This is a genomic window from Agrobacterium bohemicum, assembly GCF_002896715.1.
GTDB lineage: Bacteria > Pseudomonadota > Alphaproteobacteria > Rhizobiales > Rhizobiaceae > Agrobacterium > Agrobacterium bohemicum.
In genome coordinates, this window is record NZ_PGEL01000021.1 from 157,169 (window position 1) to 173,984 (window position 16,816).

A 16,816-nucleotide genomic window follows, 5' to 3' on the forward strand; every position below is an offset into this window, starting at 1 on the left:
GTTCACACCAATCCAGAAGGATTCTTGCCAAGCGAACAAAAAGGAACGAGCCATGGTTTCCATGCATGTTATCGAGCATTGGAGAAATGCACCGCGGTTGACCTCACTTGCGGAATTTTTCGAGCGGACTGCGAGTGGACTGGGAGGGGCACCTGATCGTGCTGTTCCAACCGTCGACCTGGGCCTCCTGGATTTCGATCTCGAATGCGCTGTCTTTTCCGACACGCACCGTCGGTTATGGGGGCCGTTTGACAAACACTACTTCGCAAGCATCCCCTATCGGTTGGAAGAGGAATGTCGGATCGGATCGTCACTTCTAGCGTTCGGCCTACGAAACTGGGCCAGGACGCGAGCGCCAACCAAAATCTACACTCTTGGCACCGGCACGGGCTGCCTTGCCCGCACGCTCGCGACGCTCGGGGGTGGACGTATCGAAACATTGTGCTGTAGCCCGACCGAAGCCAATCGAACAGCATTCTATGCNAAACGTAGCAGCCCGAATGCGCATTTCTTTCACGGACCGTTCTTCGATCTTGATGATGAACGATACGCGGCCGATCCTCAACTGCAGCAGTTCCAGGACGGGTTTGACATCCTTATGGAGGATACGACCTTTCAGATGTACGATCGTGACCGTCTAAGCCAACTCGATTTTATAACGCCGCGCCTGCGGCCTGGTGGTCTCCTCGTTCAGGTACAGAAGCTCGCTAACCGCGATGTCGAGCTCTACCAAGAGCATGAACGGCAGAAGGACGACCTCTTCAAATCGAGGTATTTCTCGCCGACCAAAATCTCGGACNAAAGAGATGAAGTCCTCAATACGATGGACAATCTGCAGGTCGATCTGGAGACCACAACTGCGGCGCTCGGCACCTTCTTTCGCTACTCGGTTGCGATCTGGAATAGCGGAAATTTCTATACTATCGTTTCGTCCAATGCGCGCCAGGCGATCCTTGATTTTGTTTCTCTCTTGATCGAGCCTGCCATTNCCCCCGCCTATTGTCATCATTCACTGCCTGCCATTTTGATTGATACGGAGGCACAACCCCTTGCGACAGCACTAAAATGGCGATCGTCCCATCCGATGACGGATGCCCTGCCCCGACTTCTCGCCTCTTGAATCGGACGTGTGATGTCTCCGACACCTCCCCACTATTGCAGTCCCGACGACATTCGACGCGCGCTGAATAGACTGATGCCGTCGATCGAGCCGTACTGGAAAAAGCCGCTGAGGAACTACGCCGCTGCGGCTTACGATCTTCGGCGGCAGACGACTTCGAGNTTTGTTCGCGACCAAGCCATGCTGCTGGTTCGATCCATGGTGGAGCGGGTTGCGCAAAAGGCAGGTTTTGGCCTTGATGATGCCAGAAGTGCCAGCCTTGAGTTAACCGCTTCCCCTGTCCTGCAGACCGGCCCACACACCCTTTTACTCTTCGAGCCAGACGCTTTTTACACCCATCTTTTCAGCCTGATGGGATTGCAGTCGAGCGGACGGCGGTGGCATGTCACCTATGCCGGATCGACCATGTCTTTCAAGGAGTCCGCCAAAAAGGGGCCAGGATGGCTCAAGATGGAGGGGGAGGTGCTCAATCTCTTTGGATTGCCGCGCAGTCGAATGGATGGACGCAGCATATGTTGCTCCGATGGTCCATACCAGTTCGCGCTTTCCAATTCTGCGGGGGTTGAGGCTCCGACTGGAGCCGCCAAGCGCTTACTTGAAGAATTACCCCCTACCCTGTTTCCTTCTGCATCTGAAGCGATCAAGGTGGCCAATGCAAAGCTTTGGAGTTCGCATTTCGGTCGTTCAGTCAACCTGCTTCAACTCGACGATTTCGACGTCGCCGGTCTGATCGCTGATCACCTCGAAGATCCGACTTCCTGGCTGTATGAANTTTTCATCGCTGAAAGACACGCTGCGGTTTTGCCGGACGCGATTGATCGGCTCAACGCAGGACCTTGGCGAGGATGGGTGCGCAGCACAACGGATTACTTCTGGTATGTCGGGCCCGAAAGGGTGTTACCGTTGGTTCTTGATGATGGAAATCTTAGGGACGTGGCATCTACGGACGTCATGGTGAAATTCGCTCCTGATNAAATAGCAAGCGCAATCCGAGACCGTAAGCTCCTCCCTACCCTCTTCCTGGCGTTCCTTGTCCTATCGATCCTGCCCGGCATCAGAGCGCTTGGTGGGTGCAGGCAGCCGGTTTACTTGCCAGTACTGAGATACCTTGCCGCGTTATGTGTCGAACGATCTGGCGATGGTGATCTTCTCAACGATCTACGGCAGGATAATTACCCAGGGATGTGGGGACATCGGGTGTTGCGGCCCAGCGCCGGTGATCCGTTCCATGACATCAATGGCTCTGGAGGTATTTTAGCACTCGTAGAAGATTACGGTTCGCTGCCATTATTCGAAGCAAGCGGTGATCTGACGAGCTTTACGGGTGACACCCTCTGGTCAGAGATGAGCAAGCATCTTGCTTCCGGGGAGATCAAAGTCTCGGCGGCTGAGTGGAAGTGGTCCGGAGTGTAGTCGGAGGTGGCAATGCATCGCTCGGTTCCGGGTGCACAGGAGGCTTTAGAGCGCCACTATACTCGCCGCACCAGTCCGGCGGATCGTGCCAAAACACTTGACGAATGATTTCCTGCACGGTCCAGTGCTGGATCTCTGCGTCAAGTCGCACATCCCAAGACGGCGCGACTTGACGCCTCTTCTCCCCAGCCCGGCTTGCAAGCGCTGCCGCATCTCTGACATTCAGGAGCAAAACTGGGAAACAAGCCAAGCACCGCAGATGATGAAACTTGTTTGTAATGAAAAATTCAATTACTATAGTGATCTGGTCAACGAAAGGAACTCCTATGACGTCATTGGCGGTAACAATGAAAGGGCAGGTCACGCTAAAGCGAGATCTCCTGCAGCATCTCGGTATAAAGCCAGGTGAGCGGATCGACTTCGACAAGCTACCGGGTGGCGAGCTTCGGGTGAAGGCCGCAAAACCTGTCGGCACGATTGACAGCTTCATTGGCAGGCACGCATCCAAAGTCAAGAAGCCGATGAGGATTGAGGAAATGAACGAGATTGCCGCCTCTGGGTGGGCGGGCGAGGAATGAAAATTTCGGTCGATACGAACGTGCTGGCTCGCGCTGTCTTACAGGACGATGCNAAACAAGGACGCGCCGCAAGCAAACTCTTGAAAGAGGCTTCGCTGATCGCAGTTTCTTTGCCCTGCCTGTGCGAGTTGGTTTGGATATTGCGTCGGGGGGCGAAACTGTCGAAGGAAGACGTAGCGGTGACCATCCGCGATTTGCTGGATGCAGGAAATGTCGTGATGAACAGGNCCGCTGTTGAAGCGGGGCTTGCGATCCTCGAAGCGGGCGGCGATTTTGCGGACGGCATCATGGCCTATGAAGGCAATTGGCTCGGCGGCGAAACCTTCGTCTCGTTCGATAAACAGGCGGTCGAATTGGTGATGCAGCAAGGGCAGGCCGCACAACTGCTTTCCTGATTTGCATCGGTGAATTCGTGGAGCGAGCGCGCCACATTGGTTGAAAATGTTTTTGTCGATGAAGGTGGTCCGGAAATGGCGGAGCTCCACAATGCGAGGTCGATTTATAGGGCCGCGATGAAAATCTCTGCGCTGAAGATTAAAAAGGGCAAAATCCTTCTCTGGTTTCTGCCCGTCGTTCTGCCTATGCTCGTCGTCGGAGCGCCCTATCTACCGNTTTCGCAACTCGGGCCGATCGCGAAGCGACTACTGCTTCCTTGAAAAGCGTCAGCTAGGGATATCGATGAAGAACTTGCCGTGGAGCGCGCCTCGAATGCTACAACACATGCCGCAAGCTAGGCGGAAGCGCACAATCAAACGGTAAATCTAACTCGTTTGAGCCGAGTTTAAAATCTGGAACGCGCCTGGGTATGTGATTATATCAATCTTATGGGCACTTATTCTGACTTAAAAATTGGCAAATTCACAGTCGAGGAAAGCGGGAATTTCTCGACGACAAGACACCAGTCTATTTTTCTTCCAAGCCATAGCNAAACCATAATCCGTGAAGGAAGAGACGATCGAAAGCCAGTGGAGGTTTTCCAGGCTCCGCTACGCGATCTGGTCACCCGACTTGAGTTAATGGGTTCAACATTGCCCGCGATCGAACGTCGCTTCTCCGATCCCTACGTTACTTATGACCAGCCGCACGATGTTAGCTTCTCGGACGCGCTCGAACTGGTTCGTAACGCTGACTTGGAAACAATACCTGAGTTCGACATGAATAGCGACAGCCCCGGCATCTTGCCTCCGGAATATCACGATCGCCTCAGAGGCCCGAATTATTTAGGCGGCTTCAGTCTTGGACCAGGCTGGGACTTGACTAGCCTTCTTGAACGCCTCAACGCAGAGGATATGCTCCGTGTGCTAGCCGAACGTCCCGAAAACCTGGATTTGATGGTCGTTTGGGATTTTATGGATGTCGTCGNAAACGGATATTTCGAGCGTGAAGACTTCACGGTAGGCTCGGCAGGGCAGAGCTTCCTGCTGGTTACCGAGGGGACCAGTGACACAGACATCATTCGTCATGCATTTGATATCCTTCGCCCCGAGATCAAGGANTTTTTTCGGTATGTCGACATGGAGCGTAACTACCCATTCGGCGGTCATGGCAATCTTCTGAATTTCATGAAGGGCTTGAGTAGTATTCAGAAAACGGGTGGAGTCGTGGCAATATTTGATAATGATGCCGCAGGCGTTGGCTCCTTGAACGCGCTGGCGAGGGTGCCTGATGTGAACGCAGTCAAGCTGCCCGATCTCGAAAAATTCAAATCNTTTCCAACTATCGGGCCCAACGGAGAGCATCCTGCTGACATCAACGGCAGAGCCGCTGCGATCGAGTGCTATCTGAGGCTCCCAGAAAACTGTCGCGTGCGATGGACAAATTTTGACGAGAAAGCCGGGGAATACCAGGGTGCCATCGATCAGCGCGGCTCCGAGAAAAATAGGCAGCGGGATGAGTTTCTCAGAACGTTGGCCACTGACGACTACCCATTCGAAAATATTCGGAAGGTTTTAGAAATGATTGTGGATGCCTGCACTGAACGAGGCAAGCCATGAGAGCAATGGTTAACTTCCAGGATTTGAGGTTTAGCTGCAAGTGACGAGAGTNGGTCATGACCAATTTCAAAGGTTCGCGATCGGCACGCTCGTGCCATAAGTATCGCATTGCCGTCTTCGGGGGTCCATTGCGCGACCACAAGTTTATACGCTGCTGGAGAAGGTCGCCGCTCCACCTCTTTCTATAGACACCTGATTCCGCTCACCGCGGCCTGAGCAGCTTGCATAATCTTAATCTTCAGGTAGCCGCAGGTTCGTCAATCACCGTGTCATCTTCGGCGGGATCGGGGTCATGTTCGTAGGCCTTGCTGAGATGTTCGATCTCCTTTCGGAGCGCCTCGATGACATCCTTATGTTCCGCACCGTCGACGACGAATTTATCGACCAGATCATCTAGTTTGAGTCGCAGATCTGCGTGCCATTCTTTGCTCATCACTTCCTCCGCNTTTTTACTGAGTTGTCGGCGAGTTCTATCCAAACCGGGGCATGGTCGCTCGTACGCTCCCATCCGCGGACGTGCTTGTCGGCTTCCGCCGTCGCAAGCCGTTTGGCAAGGTCTGGGCTAAGTAAGAAATGATCCAGCCGAAGTCCTGCATCTCGCCCATAGGCATTCCTGAAATAATCCCAGAACGTGTAAATGCGTTCATCCGGATGAAGTTGCCGAAGAGCATCCGTCCAGCCCTGCCCCACCAGCTCGCGGAAGGCTTCACGCACTTCGATGCGGAAGAGTGCATCGTCCTTCCACCTCTCCGGCTTGTAGACATCAAGCTCAGTTGGCATGACGTTGTAGTCCCCCGCCAAAACGACAGGTACCTCAAGGTCCAGCAGTTCGGCTGCATAATCGTGTAAGCGCTTGATCCATCGCAGTTTGTAGTCGAATTTCGGGCCGGGATAGGGATTTCCGTTCGGCAGATACAGGCCGCCTATCACGATGCCGTCGACGACTGCCTCAATATAGCGGCTCTGCTCGTCTTCCGGATCACCCGGAAGACCTTTCCTCGTAAGCATCGGATTCCGACCGCGGGCAAGTATCGCGGCACCATTCCAAGACTTCTGGCCGTGCCACACAGCGCCGTATCCGGCGTTCTCGATCTCCTTCACCGGAAATCTGGCATCAGGCGCTTTAAGTTCCTGAAGCACGACAATGTCCGGGGTTGCCTCGCTCAGCAGCGGAGCAACACATCGAGCCGACCGTTCACGCCGTTCACGTTATATGTGGCGACTTTCACTTGCGCTTGTGGTCGCCTTTGTCACCCTCGCCCGGCTTCGCATCGTGCTTCGCCTCGTGACGCTTGTCGGCGGACAGCGATCTACCGACATCGACAGATTCCTTGAACTGCCCTTTTTCGTCACGGCGGACGTATCGCTTGTCAGTTCCGGTATCGATCAGCTCTCGCTTGCTCATGGGAATCTCCTGCGGTTGCGATACGACGATAACTCGCGACCTGGCGAAAAGATGCATCGATTCCAGCGGCTTGGTTGGACTCCTCCGGTTGTGGTGGAAAACTGAATCAAGTCATTGAAAAAGAGTCGCTTTTTGCTCCGGAACCAATCCGCAAGTGATTCGGTTGAATCGCCTAAGTTGCGTTAGTTGCGTGGGAGAGTTCGATGGCAGGCCAGCGTGCACAGTGGAAGGGCTTTATTAAATTCGGGGAAGTGGCAGCAGGAGTGGCACTCTATACAGCCGCATCGACATCCGATCGCATTACCTTCAACACGATCAACAAGGCGACGGGAAACCGGGTCAATCGCGTCTTCGTAGACAGCGAGACTGAGGAGCTTGTCGAGAAGGAACACCAGACCAAAGGCTTCGAGATCGACAACGGCCATTACATCATCATCGACCCCGACGAAGTGGCCGCGGCAATCCCTGAGAGCAACAAGACGCTCGAGATTGAAGCGTTCATCCCGTGCTCGGACGTAGACGATGTTTACTTCGACAAGCCTTACTACCTCACCCCCGACAAGATGGGTTCCGACGCGTTCGTCGCTTTGCGGGACGGCATGCGCAAATCGAAGGTTGCGGCCATTGCCAGAGCCGTTCTGTTCCGTCGGATGCGAACTGTGCTGATCCGCCCTCACGGTAAGGGCCTGATAGCTACGACCCTGAACTACGATTATGAGGTTCGCTCCTCGAAGAAGGCCTTCGAGGAAATGCCAAAGATCAAGGTCGATGCCGAAATGCTGGAGTTGGCGAAGCATATCATCAGCACCAAGAAGGGCGACTTCGACCCAGCCACTTTCGACGACCGATACGAGGCCGCGCTCGAGGAGATGGTGAAGGCCAAGATCGAAGGCAAGGCGATGCCGAAACGCAAGAAGGTCGAGGCTTCCAAGCCGAACGATCTGCTTGCTGCGCTGCGCGAGAGCGCTGGCATGATGAAAGCCACTGACAAGCCGAAACGCACGGCGGCCAACGCGAATGCCGGAGCAAGCAGGCAGCGCGCAACGCGTGGTGCGGCGAAGTCCACCTCTTCCAAGACCGCGCAACAGCGCAAGGCCAGCTAAGGAAACCGATCATGGCACTTCGACCATACTGGAAAGGTTATCTGAAACTATCGCTGGTCACCTGTCCGGTGCACATGATGCCCGCGACGTCAGAATCGGAGAAGGTCCGTTTCCACACGCTTAACAAGGAGACGGGCAATCGCGTCGTGTCGCAGTACATGGACTCTGTGACAGGCAAGCCTGTCAAGGACGAGAACGAGGCGAAGGGGTATGCGCGTGGTGAGAACGACTACGTCATACTCACGGACGATGACCTCGACAACGTTGCGCTTGACACGGTCAAGACAATCGACATCCAAACATTCGCTCCGGCTGAATCCATAGAATGGGTGTACCTGGAGAAGCCCCATTACCTTATGCCGGACGACGCGGTCGGTCACGAGGCGTTCGCCGTCATCCGGGACGCGATGAAAGCCGACAAGGTCGTAGGCATCTCGAAGCTCGTCATAGGGCGTCGTGAGAAAGCGGTCGTCCTTGAGCCGCGCGACGATGGTATCGTTCTGTGGTCGCTTCGCTTCGGCGACGAGGTTCGGCCAGAAGAAGCATANTTTGAAGACATCGACGACGACGGTGACCCCGATCTGATCCCGCTTGTCCAGAAGCTCATCAAGCAGAAGACGGCCAGGTGGTCGCCGGACATGGTAAGCGACCCCATCCAGGAAAGCTTGCTCAAGCTGATCGCCGAAAAGAAGAAGGCACTCAAGCCCAAGAAGGCCACGAAGGGCAAGAAATCGGAAGCCGCTGAGCCGAAGTCCAACGTGATCAACATCATGGACGCCCTGCGCAAGTCGGTCGCAGACGAGCTCAAGAGCCGGAAATCAGGCTGACGTGACCGCCGTATTCGCGTTCATCCGACACTAGAGGTGTCAGCGACTGCCGTTATCGAGCCAAGGCATTCTGAAGAAACCGCGCCGCAGTGTCCGCACCGCTCATTGAGATCGTGTGACCCACTCCAGGCTCGATCTCCAACTCGACTGAGAACCCAGCGGCTCGCAACTGTCCGGCCGCCGTCGTGGAAGCGACAGACGGTATAGTGCGGTCATTAGCTCCGTGTATGAGGAGCACAGGGGTCCGGTTGCTTTCTGGCAAGATGGATATGGGAGGCAAAAGGCCCGAGAACGCCACTACAGCTCCTATGCTCCAACGGCCAGACGAGACGCCATCCAGAGCCATGATTGCGCCCTGTGACACTCCCACGAATGCAACGTCATGAACACGGTCTCCGAAGCCTTTCTGTGTGATCACGTCGCGGATCTTACGGTCGAAACCCTCTCGTGCCGCGCGTATTCGACCAGGATCTAGCTGCATGCCATCAACTTTGAACCACTGATGGCCGCCGTACCCATTACGATATGGCGCATCCGGAGTCGCGAATACTGCTGTGGGCAGCCGACCGTTCCACGACGATGCCAGAGGTTTGAGCTGCTGGCCGGACGCGCCGATGCCGTGGAGGAAGATGATGAGGTGCGATGCTGACATTTGATCTCGGTGTTGGGAAACAAACGGAGGGCGCTCAACCCATCATGGGGAGCGCCCTCGTCACCCGCGACAGCAAACGCACAACCGTCATGGTTGCTGCAGGCCGTCGATATATGGGTGGTGATCCTTAGATGAGCACCGCCCACGCGNTTTTCAAGGTCACATCGACTCTGCGGTGGTTTCCATCCACGCGCGATGTTTCAGCTCATCCTGATGAGCGGTGAGGAAGAATGCCTTCGTGCTCGGAATGGCATCCTCGTGTTTTGCTGCGCGCTCGTAAGCGGTTACCGTGTCATCCTCGTTCGTCTTCATGGCTTTGAGAATAGCGGAATCGCCGAATAGATCGGCAAGCGCGATCTTCCCCGTCGTCAGCATCTGCTTCATGTCGCCTTCCGCAGGAGGTTCGATACCGATCTCCAATGCGATCTCGTTTAGCACGGCCACGTGCTGAAGATGGTCCTGCTTGAATTCATCAATCTTCGCAGCCAGCGCCTTGTCGTCAAGGCGTTCCATGCATGAGTCATATGCTGCGATAGCGTCGTATTCGAGATAGAGCAGATCCTTGACCAGCTTTTCGATGCTTCCTTCGTTTCCAACCATGGTGACCATAAATTCTTCTCCTCGTTAATCTGGAAGCCTAGTAACCAACCGCTTCCGGTAATGTTCCCTTCCGGGACCGCCCGGTGAGCGGAGCGGCTCGTGAGGCGGCCGCGTCGGAGCGATCTCGTCCGGATCAGATGAATTCCCGCATCACCATAGTCTGCGGCGCGCTGTATTTCGCGTGGCGACATGCGGGTGAGCTACTCCGATCTTAGAAATTCCGTTTTTGGCTCTTAGAGGCCAAGCTATGCTGTTCAGTGCTAGCGTGAAAGGCAAAGCCCATGGCATACTCGTTGGAGACGTAATAGCGGCTCCGTTGGTAAGATAGTCGAACGCTTTCGCTCAATTACCGAGGGTTCAAACTCGTAGAGCTATCGGTTTCCATGCGGAGCTGAGCCGGCTTTTCCACCGAGTAGTGAGCCACCTCTAACTGGTTTTATGATTGGGNTTTGGTCAAGGGATTGGCTTTTTCTCCTCTCTTGTTTGCTGCGGCCGAACGCCCCGGTGCAGTTCGAGCTTTCCTTCGGGGATGGCAAGATCGTCGTCACCAAGCTTAACGTCTCTTACATTCCTGGAGCACTCGCAATTGGGTGCTCGTCTCGACACCATCTAAAACTTCGCCATTGTGTATACGCCTATGATTCCCACCAACGATGGAACTCTTTGATGTGTGATGAACCCCTTCCGCTTATCGAGGCTATGGAAACCGCCATCCGAGAAGAGGCAGCCACAGGTGCGCCTGTAAACTTTTATCGTCTCGAAGCCAGCATGCACAACACGCGGAGGGAACTCGGACTCTCCGGGCAAGATAACATGTCGGCCTGGGTCGACGCCGTAGCATTCGGGTTGGACACGGATCATTTTGCAGAGCCATGGCAACGATACTTCGGCCCAAAAGGCGCGCGTTCCTACGAAGATGGGACTGTCGAGTACATTCCCGATGTTCACCAGCTGGATGAGCGAGCCCTCGACCTCTGGTCTCAACGCTTAGACGTGGTAGATCACCCTGCTTTTCGTGCTCGATACAGTGATCTGCTTTGGGAGATTGCACCGCAATTGGGGAGACGCCGTGACCCTGTCCATGCACGTACGGCGTTAGCAGCATACGAATTGATGATTGCCGAAAGCGCTTACGAAGAATTCTTCGACNAAACCGATGCGGCGCTGCGTATGTTGACACTCGCTCTGTCAATAAGGGACGAGGATGCAAAGGTGCGATCAAGGGAGTTGCTGATGGAGGAATTCCGGGAGCTCATGGGAAGTTCCCACCGTTTCAACTTCGATATTGTGGAACGACTTCTTTGGGAACGCAACGTCGGCANCCCTGAGATAACGCAGGAAGTAGTCGGCGCGTTGGACGCCGCTCTCGAGCAGAGTGCCGGGGAGGGCGACAGATTCAACGCTCATTCGGCCCGTGACATCGGTACCCGCCTTAAAAGGCACTATAATGGCTTGCGCTCCCGAGCCGACGTGGTTCGCGTGCATACGGCGGTTGCCCGCGCATTTGAGACGCTTGCCGCTCGGAGCGAACCAATGGCGGCGGCTGCGCATCTTGATGTGGCAGCGACCGAGTACCGAAACGCAGGCGACGAAGTAGCGTTCAACCGTGTCCGAACAGCTCGAGCGGAGGCAGTGGCCAGGAGCAATGTCGNAATGGTGGCTCACTCGTTCCGTTTCGAAGTTGGCTTCGACGATATGGAGCGTTTTCTCGACAGCATTGTCACTCCGGAAAACCTTGGATTGTCGCTTGCTAACATCGCAAACGAGTTCGTCCCAAGGATCAGCGTTCTCAGAGAAAGGGTCTTGGAGAACGCCAGGGTCGCACCAATACAGGCCACCATTTCGATCAACATCCACGAGGACGAACACATCGCGGCTGTCGTCGGAAGTGTGGACGAGGACATGGAAGGGCGGATTATGCACCAAGCGGGGCAGGAAGCCATGTTTGTGGGTATCTTTTTGGATCAGGCCTTAGAGCGCTGCATGTCTGTCCATGGCCTCGACTCCTACGAGATTGCGGGATGGGCAAACCGTCTTGGCGCATTCGATGATCTAACTATGGTGATCGAGGGTGTCGAGGCATGGCGCACCGGCGATTGGATCAAGACGCTTCACGTACTTGTTCCACAGATCGAGCTGGGACTGAGGCGGACGCTCAGAGGGCTCGGCGAACCCATCGTGCGCAATCACCCCACGATGCCTGGAAGGCAGACACTTCTTAATATGGGCGAGGTCCTATCGAACCCCGTACTCCAGACGGCATTGGGTGATGATACGGTTCACTACTTCAGAGCTCTGTATGTCGATCCGCGCGCTAGAAATCTCAGGAATGTAGTCGCTCACGGATTAACGGGCATGTCGGACGCGACTTCAACGACCTGTGATCGAATTATCCACTCGCTATTAGTGCTCGGGTTTTGGCGGGATATCGCGAGAGCGGCATCGTCGGCTGCGTCGCGTTTGAGTTGAAGACCGAGAAAAACTCCCTCCGAATATAACACGAAGTCGGACAATCCATGAACCAGGTACGGTGGCGCCCAAGGCTAGTAAAGGCGACAAGGCTTGGGAGGGTGTCGTGATCGTTGGGCCACCCGGCGTACGCAAATCTGAGGCGAGNCCCTCTGACGACTATCTTCCTCGTGGAAACCTGGCTGCGCGGAGGACGGAATTTGCCGCGAAGATTTATGATACGAGGGGCCGGACGGTGATGGAACGCTGGACGATTTTGAAACAAATCGGCACTCTCCCGAATGGCAGGCGGCGGAACGGTTTCAGGTCGTTGGCCAAGACGCCACTCAAGGGCTTGAAGAAGTGAACTTGAGCTGCTGAAGTGATGCCAGATTTCAATAGCCTGAGGCATCACCATGCAACGCGTCTTCGACCTCACCGCCGCCGCCGCAGTTCTTACCGCTAATCCTAAGGCTCAGTCGTTCATAAAGGCCGTCCGAAAGTTCCAGTCTGCCATATCTGTCAGCACTGACCTTGCCGATGTGAAGAAGTCGGTCGAGGAATTGCAGAAAATGCGGGAGGACGTGGGCGGTAGTGGTCACATCGCAAGAGCCCTCCTTACCCATGCCGTCGTGGTATATTGCCGCGCCAGCCACACCAAGGCCGTCGAGCGATACGATGTCGGCGTTATTGGCGCGTATTCACCGGAGCAACGCGAGGCGCACAAGATCATCGTCTCGCTTCGGGACAAGGTGCTCGCTCATTTCGGGTCGGGTGGTGGCTGGCATGACGAACGCGTGTTGTATCTGCAGCAGTACCACGGCGATGCCATCACTGCGGTACACCATCGGGTCAACAGTGACAGCATGATGTCCGATATCCTCGAAAACCTGCTTGAGGCTGCCATTCCCTACGTCAAGGAAAAGGAAGTTGACCGCGCCAAGGAGATCGACGATGAACTGACGAAGGCACCGGAGTTGTTCAAGCTTATTGATCGCATCCCTTTCGACGTCAAAGACTTCTACAAGGATGTTCCAGGCGGCATTGAGAACTTCTGGGGTGCGAATGGTTTTGTGGCAGAGCGAACTGTCAGGAGCACGACCAAAATACAAGACCCCAGCCGAGCCGAGCCAAAGCGCCGTAGGTAAAGGCGTACATGGCTTGCCAACTCACATGTCTGCTGTTGGCGCGAATCTGATAAGGCCGCAGTCGGCCCAAACCGGGCATTCGCCCGCTGGAGCAATAGCCGTGAAGCCCTAACGTTCGCGACAGGCTTGGCGATGAGGNAAATCACGGGAGTTTCTTCGGGATCACCTTGGACTTGCTTCTATTTTGGATTCGCCGGTCGCAAATAACCGGACATTCTGGCATTCTTCGAGCAGCAATCATAATCGGATGGAGGATACCAAGATGGCCGAACCACNAAAAAACATTGAGTTTGATGGCCCTCAGATGCAGGGAATGCATTACAAGCGCGCCGATATGGCAGCGTCTAATTTCGATGGCGTAAACCTCGCCGACGCACACTTTTACGCTTGTTTGTCCAAGGCACGGTTTACCGACACAAATTTAAGCGAAGCCGTTTTCGACGATATCAATCTTGCAGATTCTAGCTTTAACAACGTCAATCTCTCTGGAGCCGTCATCACGAATGCGAACCTATCGCGCTTAACGATAAGCGGCGTGACGTTGGCAGATTCGGACATCAAAGACGCCGATCTAACGGGCATGCGGATCAACGGCGTTCTCGTTACAGATTTGTTCGTCGCCTATGAACAGGCGNAAACCTGATCGCGATTTACTTCCTTCGTGAATGGCGCAGAGCGGAAAACCGCATGTGGTTCAACGCGGACTTCACACATGATAAAGGTACTATAGCAACGAGCAATATGAGCCGACGGATGTCCATTTCGATTGGACGGGAAGTTTGAAGCTGCGGACGAAGGAAGCTGATGAGTCGTGAGGCTTGGCTTACCGAAATTGAGTGAGACACAGCCATGGAATTGACCAAGGCAGATCAATTCGAGCGCTCGCAGCAGACGGCTTGGAAGTCGCTGAAATTGCCCGCCATCTCGGCATTCGATACCAGCATGCCTACAACGTTCTTAAAGTTGGAAATCGCTCGGCTTCGATCACTGACGTCGCTATTATTAATTTGCCCGTAGCAACGAAACGTATCAAGCCGCCATTGCCCTTGGATACGCTGATCGCCGGGGGGTTCACCCTTGCAAGCCGCTGGCTTTTGTCACCTGATGGCGATCTTGTCCTAGACGTGCCAGCGCCAAAGGCAGTCGGCGTCTATTCCTTCGTGAGAGATGGGTTTGCAATCTACGTTGGAGTGGCGACTGTCGGCCTACACAAGCGGCTTTATACATATGGCAAGCCAGGTGTTTCACAGCGGACAAATATTAGACTGAACAGTTTCCTCAAGGAGGAGCTGAGCCAGTCAAGATCGATTGATATTTACGTTTCGACCCCAAGTGACATGGAATGGAATGGCCTCCCCGTTCACGGAGCCGCTGGACTTGAGCTTGGCTTAATCAATAAATATCTGCTGCCTTGGAACATGCGGAGCGCTAGTTAGAAAATGGGCACTCAGGCTGAGCAACAGTTGAAGCTTCGGATCGACACATGGCGAGAAGCTTTCAATGATGAAACCACTGGCATTCTGAAAACGGTCAATGATCTTCTGTGGAACTACGCTGCTTTTCGGACGGCCATCAGGATCGTACTCCTAGCGAACAAAGACAGGCGCGAAAAACCGCCCATCAATCNAATGATGTTCGATCTTATCGCTAGCGGATATTGGTCCAGCCTTTTGCTGGGTGTGCGGAGGCTTCTCGACAAAGGGCATTTGAAGGGCGATCACGGGGTCTACTCGATCAGAGCAGTCCTAAACGACATCAAAGCTTGCCGAGCGAAACTTTCGAGACGTGTCTATGTCGAGGTTTTGCGCGACTGTCGATATGATCTCTCGAAGCTGGAAGAGGAGCAACGGGAGGCTTTGAAGGCGGCAAACGGAAAGGCCGTTTGGGGCGATCCCGCGTTAACCCAAAGCCAGACAGCCCACCAGCACTTTGACTTTCTAAGCGGAATTTCGGGTGACAAGCGTAGCCCTAACGATCTGATCAGCGAGGACATTTTCGAGCGGCTGGAAAACCGATTGGTCGCGCTCAACAGCATCAGCGATCATGTCAGTTCGCACTTGGCCCATGCGGGGAATAGAGAAAGCCGACAGGACAAGCTCCTGGATGAATTTGATATTCGAGACTCTCGGGAAGCGTTAAAGGAACTCGTCCAAGTGGCTCACCTCGTTGGTGTCTGGTTTGCCAACGAAGGCGGGGCAGGCCTTGCAACCTACATCGGGAACCAGTTCGAAGGCTTGGATTACCCATTAGTTTCGCCGGAAGATATGCCTGACCTTGAAGAAAATTGGGAAGCTACTCGCCGTGATGTAGACAGCTGGCAGATAAAAGCCACCGACTTGTAACCTGTCAGGGCCTGACAGATTTGACCGTCGCATAAGTGAGGACACATTGNAAATAGCTAGCATTATTGCGCTCGTTGCAGGCATGGCTGCAACCCCATCGACATATGCTAACGCGAATTCCGACGAGGTCTTGGCTTGCGGTGGCGTCGTCGAGGGAAAGACTTTGGTGGTGAACCGAAGCGACGCGAAATGCAAATGGCCGTTCGATGTCCAGAAAATGCAAATCCGGTGCAACGGAACTGCACTGAAAATGGGCGCGGTGTATTTCGCCAGCGAGAAAGGCGCTTTTGCGCTCAATGGGAAAGCTAAGCAGACGTTCGAAGACCCGCGTCCGATTTGGCTAGATACTGATCAGCCTGGGATGGGAAAGACAGATGTAGGACCTTGGATACAAGTCGTCTCCAGGTTTGCTAATTGGTTGTGTGAACTAGCCATCGACGAGTCTTAGGCTCCCCGGCGTTATACCAGCACTCTTGATCTGTGAGATCGAAAGCGTGATTTCCTTTGCCACGGTCGATGACCTAGTGGAGCGGCGATGCGCGTCCGGCCAACACATTTCGCGAATTGAGTCATCCAGGCGATGATCTGGCGTTAGTACAAGCATTAATGCTGGGATTAGATCGGGATCTTAGAGGTTGGGATGGCTCGCACGGGAATTATTTCAGGCATTGAACGCAGGCGGCGCTGGCCGGTAGAGGTGAAGCTGACCATCCTGGCGGAAGCGTCTCAGCCAGGCGCGCGTGTCTGCGATGTGGCACGTCGGCATGACGTTCATCCATCGCAATTCGTGTCTGGCGGAGAATTCTCTCCGGTCGAGATGTGTCACCGACGTTCTTGCCGGTCCGCCTTGTTGACCAGTTCATGGATTTCCCCGCTAATTCCGTCTGGCAGGAAACATCTCCATGGTCTTTGCAGACGATGTCTTACTGGACGGCAATCTCGTCGGCATTTCGAGCGGACGCATGTTCAGTCAGTACTACATGAAGATAATATCACTCTGCCTGATCGATATCGCTATCTCGCATATAGGCCGAACCGTCGAAGTGGTGTGGGGTGATGTCGGCTCCCACCAGGTGAAAATCAGGGCCAAAGTTGCGCAGAACCCCTATCTCGACTTGCCATTCAACCGCGATATTGATGTCAAAGCGTCAGGGCGCTGAGCGCTGTCCAAATGCGGGCAGACGAC

At 54.5% G+C, this 16,816-nt stretch carries 16 protein-coding genes and 2 pseudogenes; 13 read left to right on the forward strand and 5 right to left on the reverse strand.

Annotation, left to right across the window (positions count from 1 at the left end):
• Nucleotides 1-52: 52 nt before the first annotated feature.
• The 4 genes from CUC55_RS07070 (at nt 53) to CUC55_RS07095 (ending at nt 5,105) form a co-directional block, all read left to right on the forward strand.
• Nucleotides 53-1,120, forward strand: coding sequence for a class I SAM-dependent methyltransferase (locus CUC55_RS07070; RefSeq protein ID WP_103087397.1), 1,068 nt, complete (start codon nt 53-55; stop codon nt 1,118-1,120).
• Between the two features lie 1,739 nt (nt 1,121-2,859).
• Nucleotides 2,860-3,111: an AbrB/MazE/SpoVT family DNA-binding domain-containing protein gene (locus CUC55_RS07080; RefSeq protein ID WP_067650267.1), complete on the forward strand. Its 252-nt coding sequence runs from the start codon at nt 2,860-2,862 to the stop codon at nt 3,109-3,111.
• On the forward strand, nt 3,108-3,506 hold the full coding sequence (locus CUC55_RS07085) for a type II toxin-antitoxin system VapC family toxin (protein ID WP_103087399.1): 399 nt from the start codon (nt 3,108-3,110) through the stop codon (nt 3,504-3,506). The genes CUC55_RS07080 and CUC55_RS07085 overlap by 4 nt, the downstream gene beginning before the upstream one ends.
• A 429-nt stretch (nt 3,507-3,935) precedes the next feature.
• Entirely contained in the window at nt 3,936-5,105 is a 1,170-nt protein-coding gene (locus CUC55_RS07095; protein WP_103087401.1) for a HEPN/Toprim-associated domain-containing protein, read from the forward strand.
• 238 nt (nt 5,106-5,343) lie between these two features.
• Here CUC55_RS07095 and CUC55_RS07100 read toward each other — a convergent pair whose 3' ends face one another.
• From CUC55_RS07100 to CUC55_RS07110, 3 genes and pseudogenes are all read right to left on the reverse strand, one after another.
• The gene (locus CUC55_RS07100; RefSeq protein WP_067650278.1) at nt 5,344-5,538 is read right to left on the reverse strand and encodes a hypothetical protein; all 195 of its coding nucleotides are present in this window, start codon (nt 5,536-5,538) and stop codon (nt 5,344-5,346) included.
• A pseudogene (gene xth, locus CUC55_RS07105) lies at nt 5,538-6,334 on the reverse strand (exodeoxyribonuclease III). The gene CUC55_RS07100 and the pseudogene xth overlap by 1 nt, the downstream one beginning before the upstream one ends.
• A complete protein-coding gene (locus CUC55_RS07110) occupies nt 6,331-6,510 on the reverse strand; it encodes a hypothetical protein (protein WP_067650719.1) in 180 nt (59 codons plus the stop codon). Before CUC55_RS07110 ends, xth begins: the two are co-directional and overlap by 4 nt.
• Nucleotides 6,511-6,713: 203 nt before the next feature.
• Between CUC55_RS07110 and ku (CUC55_RS07115) the strand changes: the two genes are divergently transcribed.
• Nucleotides 6,714-7,613, forward strand: a complete 900-nt coding sequence (gene ku, locus CUC55_RS07115) for a non-homologous end joining protein Ku (RefSeq protein WP_067650281.1) — start codon at nt 6,714-6,716, stop codon at nt 7,611-7,613.
• An 11-nt stretch (nt 7,614-7,624) separates the two neighbouring features.
• A complete protein-coding gene (gene ku, locus CUC55_RS07120) occupies nt 7,625-8,440 on the forward strand; it encodes a non-homologous end joining protein Ku (protein WP_103087402.1) in 816 nt (271 codons plus the stop codon).
• A gap of 52 nt (nt 8,441-8,492) precedes the next feature.
• On the opposite strand, the gene CUC55_RS07125 is transcribed toward ku (CUC55_RS07120), so the two are convergent.
• Nucleotides 8,493-9,092, reverse strand: a complete 600-nt coding sequence (locus CUC55_RS07125) for an alpha/beta hydrolase (RefSeq protein WP_067650287.1) — start codon at nt 9,090-9,092, stop codon at nt 8,493-8,495.
• A 159-nt stretch (nt 9,093-9,251) separates the two neighbouring features.
• Nucleotides 9,252-9,701 (reverse strand): DUF892 family protein, encoded by a 450-nt coding sequence (locus CUC55_RS07130; protein ID WP_067650291.1) that lies wholly within the window; start codon nt 9,699-9,701, stop codon nt 9,252-9,254.
• Between the two features lie 804 nt (nt 9,702-10,505).
• Between CUC55_RS07130 and CUC55_RS07135 the strand changes: the two genes are divergently transcribed.
• The 7 genes and pseudogenes from CUC55_RS07135 to CUC55_RS22860 all read left to right on the forward strand — a co-directional run bounded on the left by CUC55_RS07135 (nt 10,506) and on the right by CUC55_RS22860 (nt 16,790).
• Nucleotides 10,506-12,161: a DUF4209 domain-containing protein gene (locus tag CUC55_RS07135; protein ID WP_425352788.1), complete on the forward strand. Its 1,656-nt coding sequence runs from the start codon at nt 10,506-10,508 to the stop codon at nt 12,159-12,161.
• Between the two features lie 395 nt (nt 12,162-12,556).
• A complete protein-coding gene (locus CUC55_RS07145; protein WP_067650300.1) occupies nt 12,557-13,288 on the forward strand; it encodes a hypothetical protein in 732 nt (243 codons plus the stop codon).
• A 334-nt stretch (nt 13,289-13,622) separates the two neighbouring features.
• A complete protein-coding gene (locus CUC55_RS07150) occupies nt 13,623-13,931 on the forward strand; it encodes a pentapeptide repeat-containing protein (protein WP_425352789.1) in 309 nt (102 codons plus the stop codon).
• A gap of 253 nt (nt 13,932-14,184) precedes the next feature.
• Complete coding sequence (locus tag CUC55_RS07155) at nt 14,185-14,724, forward strand: GIY-YIG nuclease family protein (RefSeq protein WP_245303986.1); 540 nt, start codon at nt 14,185-14,187, stop codon at nt 14,722-14,724.
• Between the two features lie 3 nt (nt 14,725-14,727).
• Nucleotides 14,728-15,630 (forward strand): AbiU2 domain-containing protein, encoded by a 903-nt coding sequence (locus tag CUC55_RS07160; protein ID WP_103087405.1) that lies wholly within the window; start codon nt 14,728-14,730, stop codon nt 15,628-15,630.
• Between the two features lie 640 nt (nt 15,631-16,270).
• Nucleotides 16,271-16,405 (forward strand): annotated as a pseudogene (locus tag CUC55_RS07170) (transposase); the annotation flags it as partial.
• Nucleotides 16,406-16,532: 127 nt separating this feature from the next.
• A complete protein-coding gene (locus tag CUC55_RS22860; protein ID WP_067650312.1) occupies nt 16,533-16,790 on the forward strand; it encodes a hypothetical protein in 258 nt (85 codons plus the stop codon).
• The last annotated feature ends 26 nt before the right edge of the window (nt 16,791-16,816 follow it).

Excerpts from the sequence above, each read along its gene's own strand:
- CUC55_RS22860 (WP_067650312.1), top strand. The coding sequence starts at position 16,533 with ATGGTCTTTGCAGACGATGTCTTACTGGACGGCAATCTCGTCGGCATT.
- CUC55_RS07130 (WP_067650291.1), bottom strand. The coding sequence starts at position 9,701 with ATGGTCACCATGGTTGGAAACGAAGGAAGCATCGAAAAGCTGGTCAAG.
- ku (WP_067650281.1), top strand. The coding sequence starts at position 6,714 with ATGGCAGGCCAGCGTGCACAGTGGAAGGGCTTTATTAAATTCGGGGAA.
- CUC55_RS07100 (WP_067650278.1), bottom strand. The coding sequence starts at position 5,538 with ATGAGCAAAGAATGGCACGCAGATCTGCGACTCAAACTAGATGATCTG.
- CUC55_RS07125 (WP_067650287.1), bottom strand. The coding sequence starts at position 9,092 with ATGTCAGCATCGCACCTCATCATCTTCCTCCACGGCATCGGCGCGTCC.
- CUC55_RS07110 (WP_067650719.1), bottom strand. The coding sequence starts at position 6,510 with ATGAGCAAGCGAGAGCTGATCGATACCGGAACTGACAAGCGATACGTC.
- CUC55_RS07145 (WP_067650300.1), top strand. The coding sequence starts at position 12,557 with ATGCAACGCGTCTTCGACCTCACCGCCGCCGCCGCAGTTCTTACCGCT.
- CUC55_RS07080 (WP_067650267.1), top strand. The coding sequence starts at position 2,860 with ATGACGTCATTGGCGGTAACAATGAAAGGGCAGGTCACGCTAAAGCGA.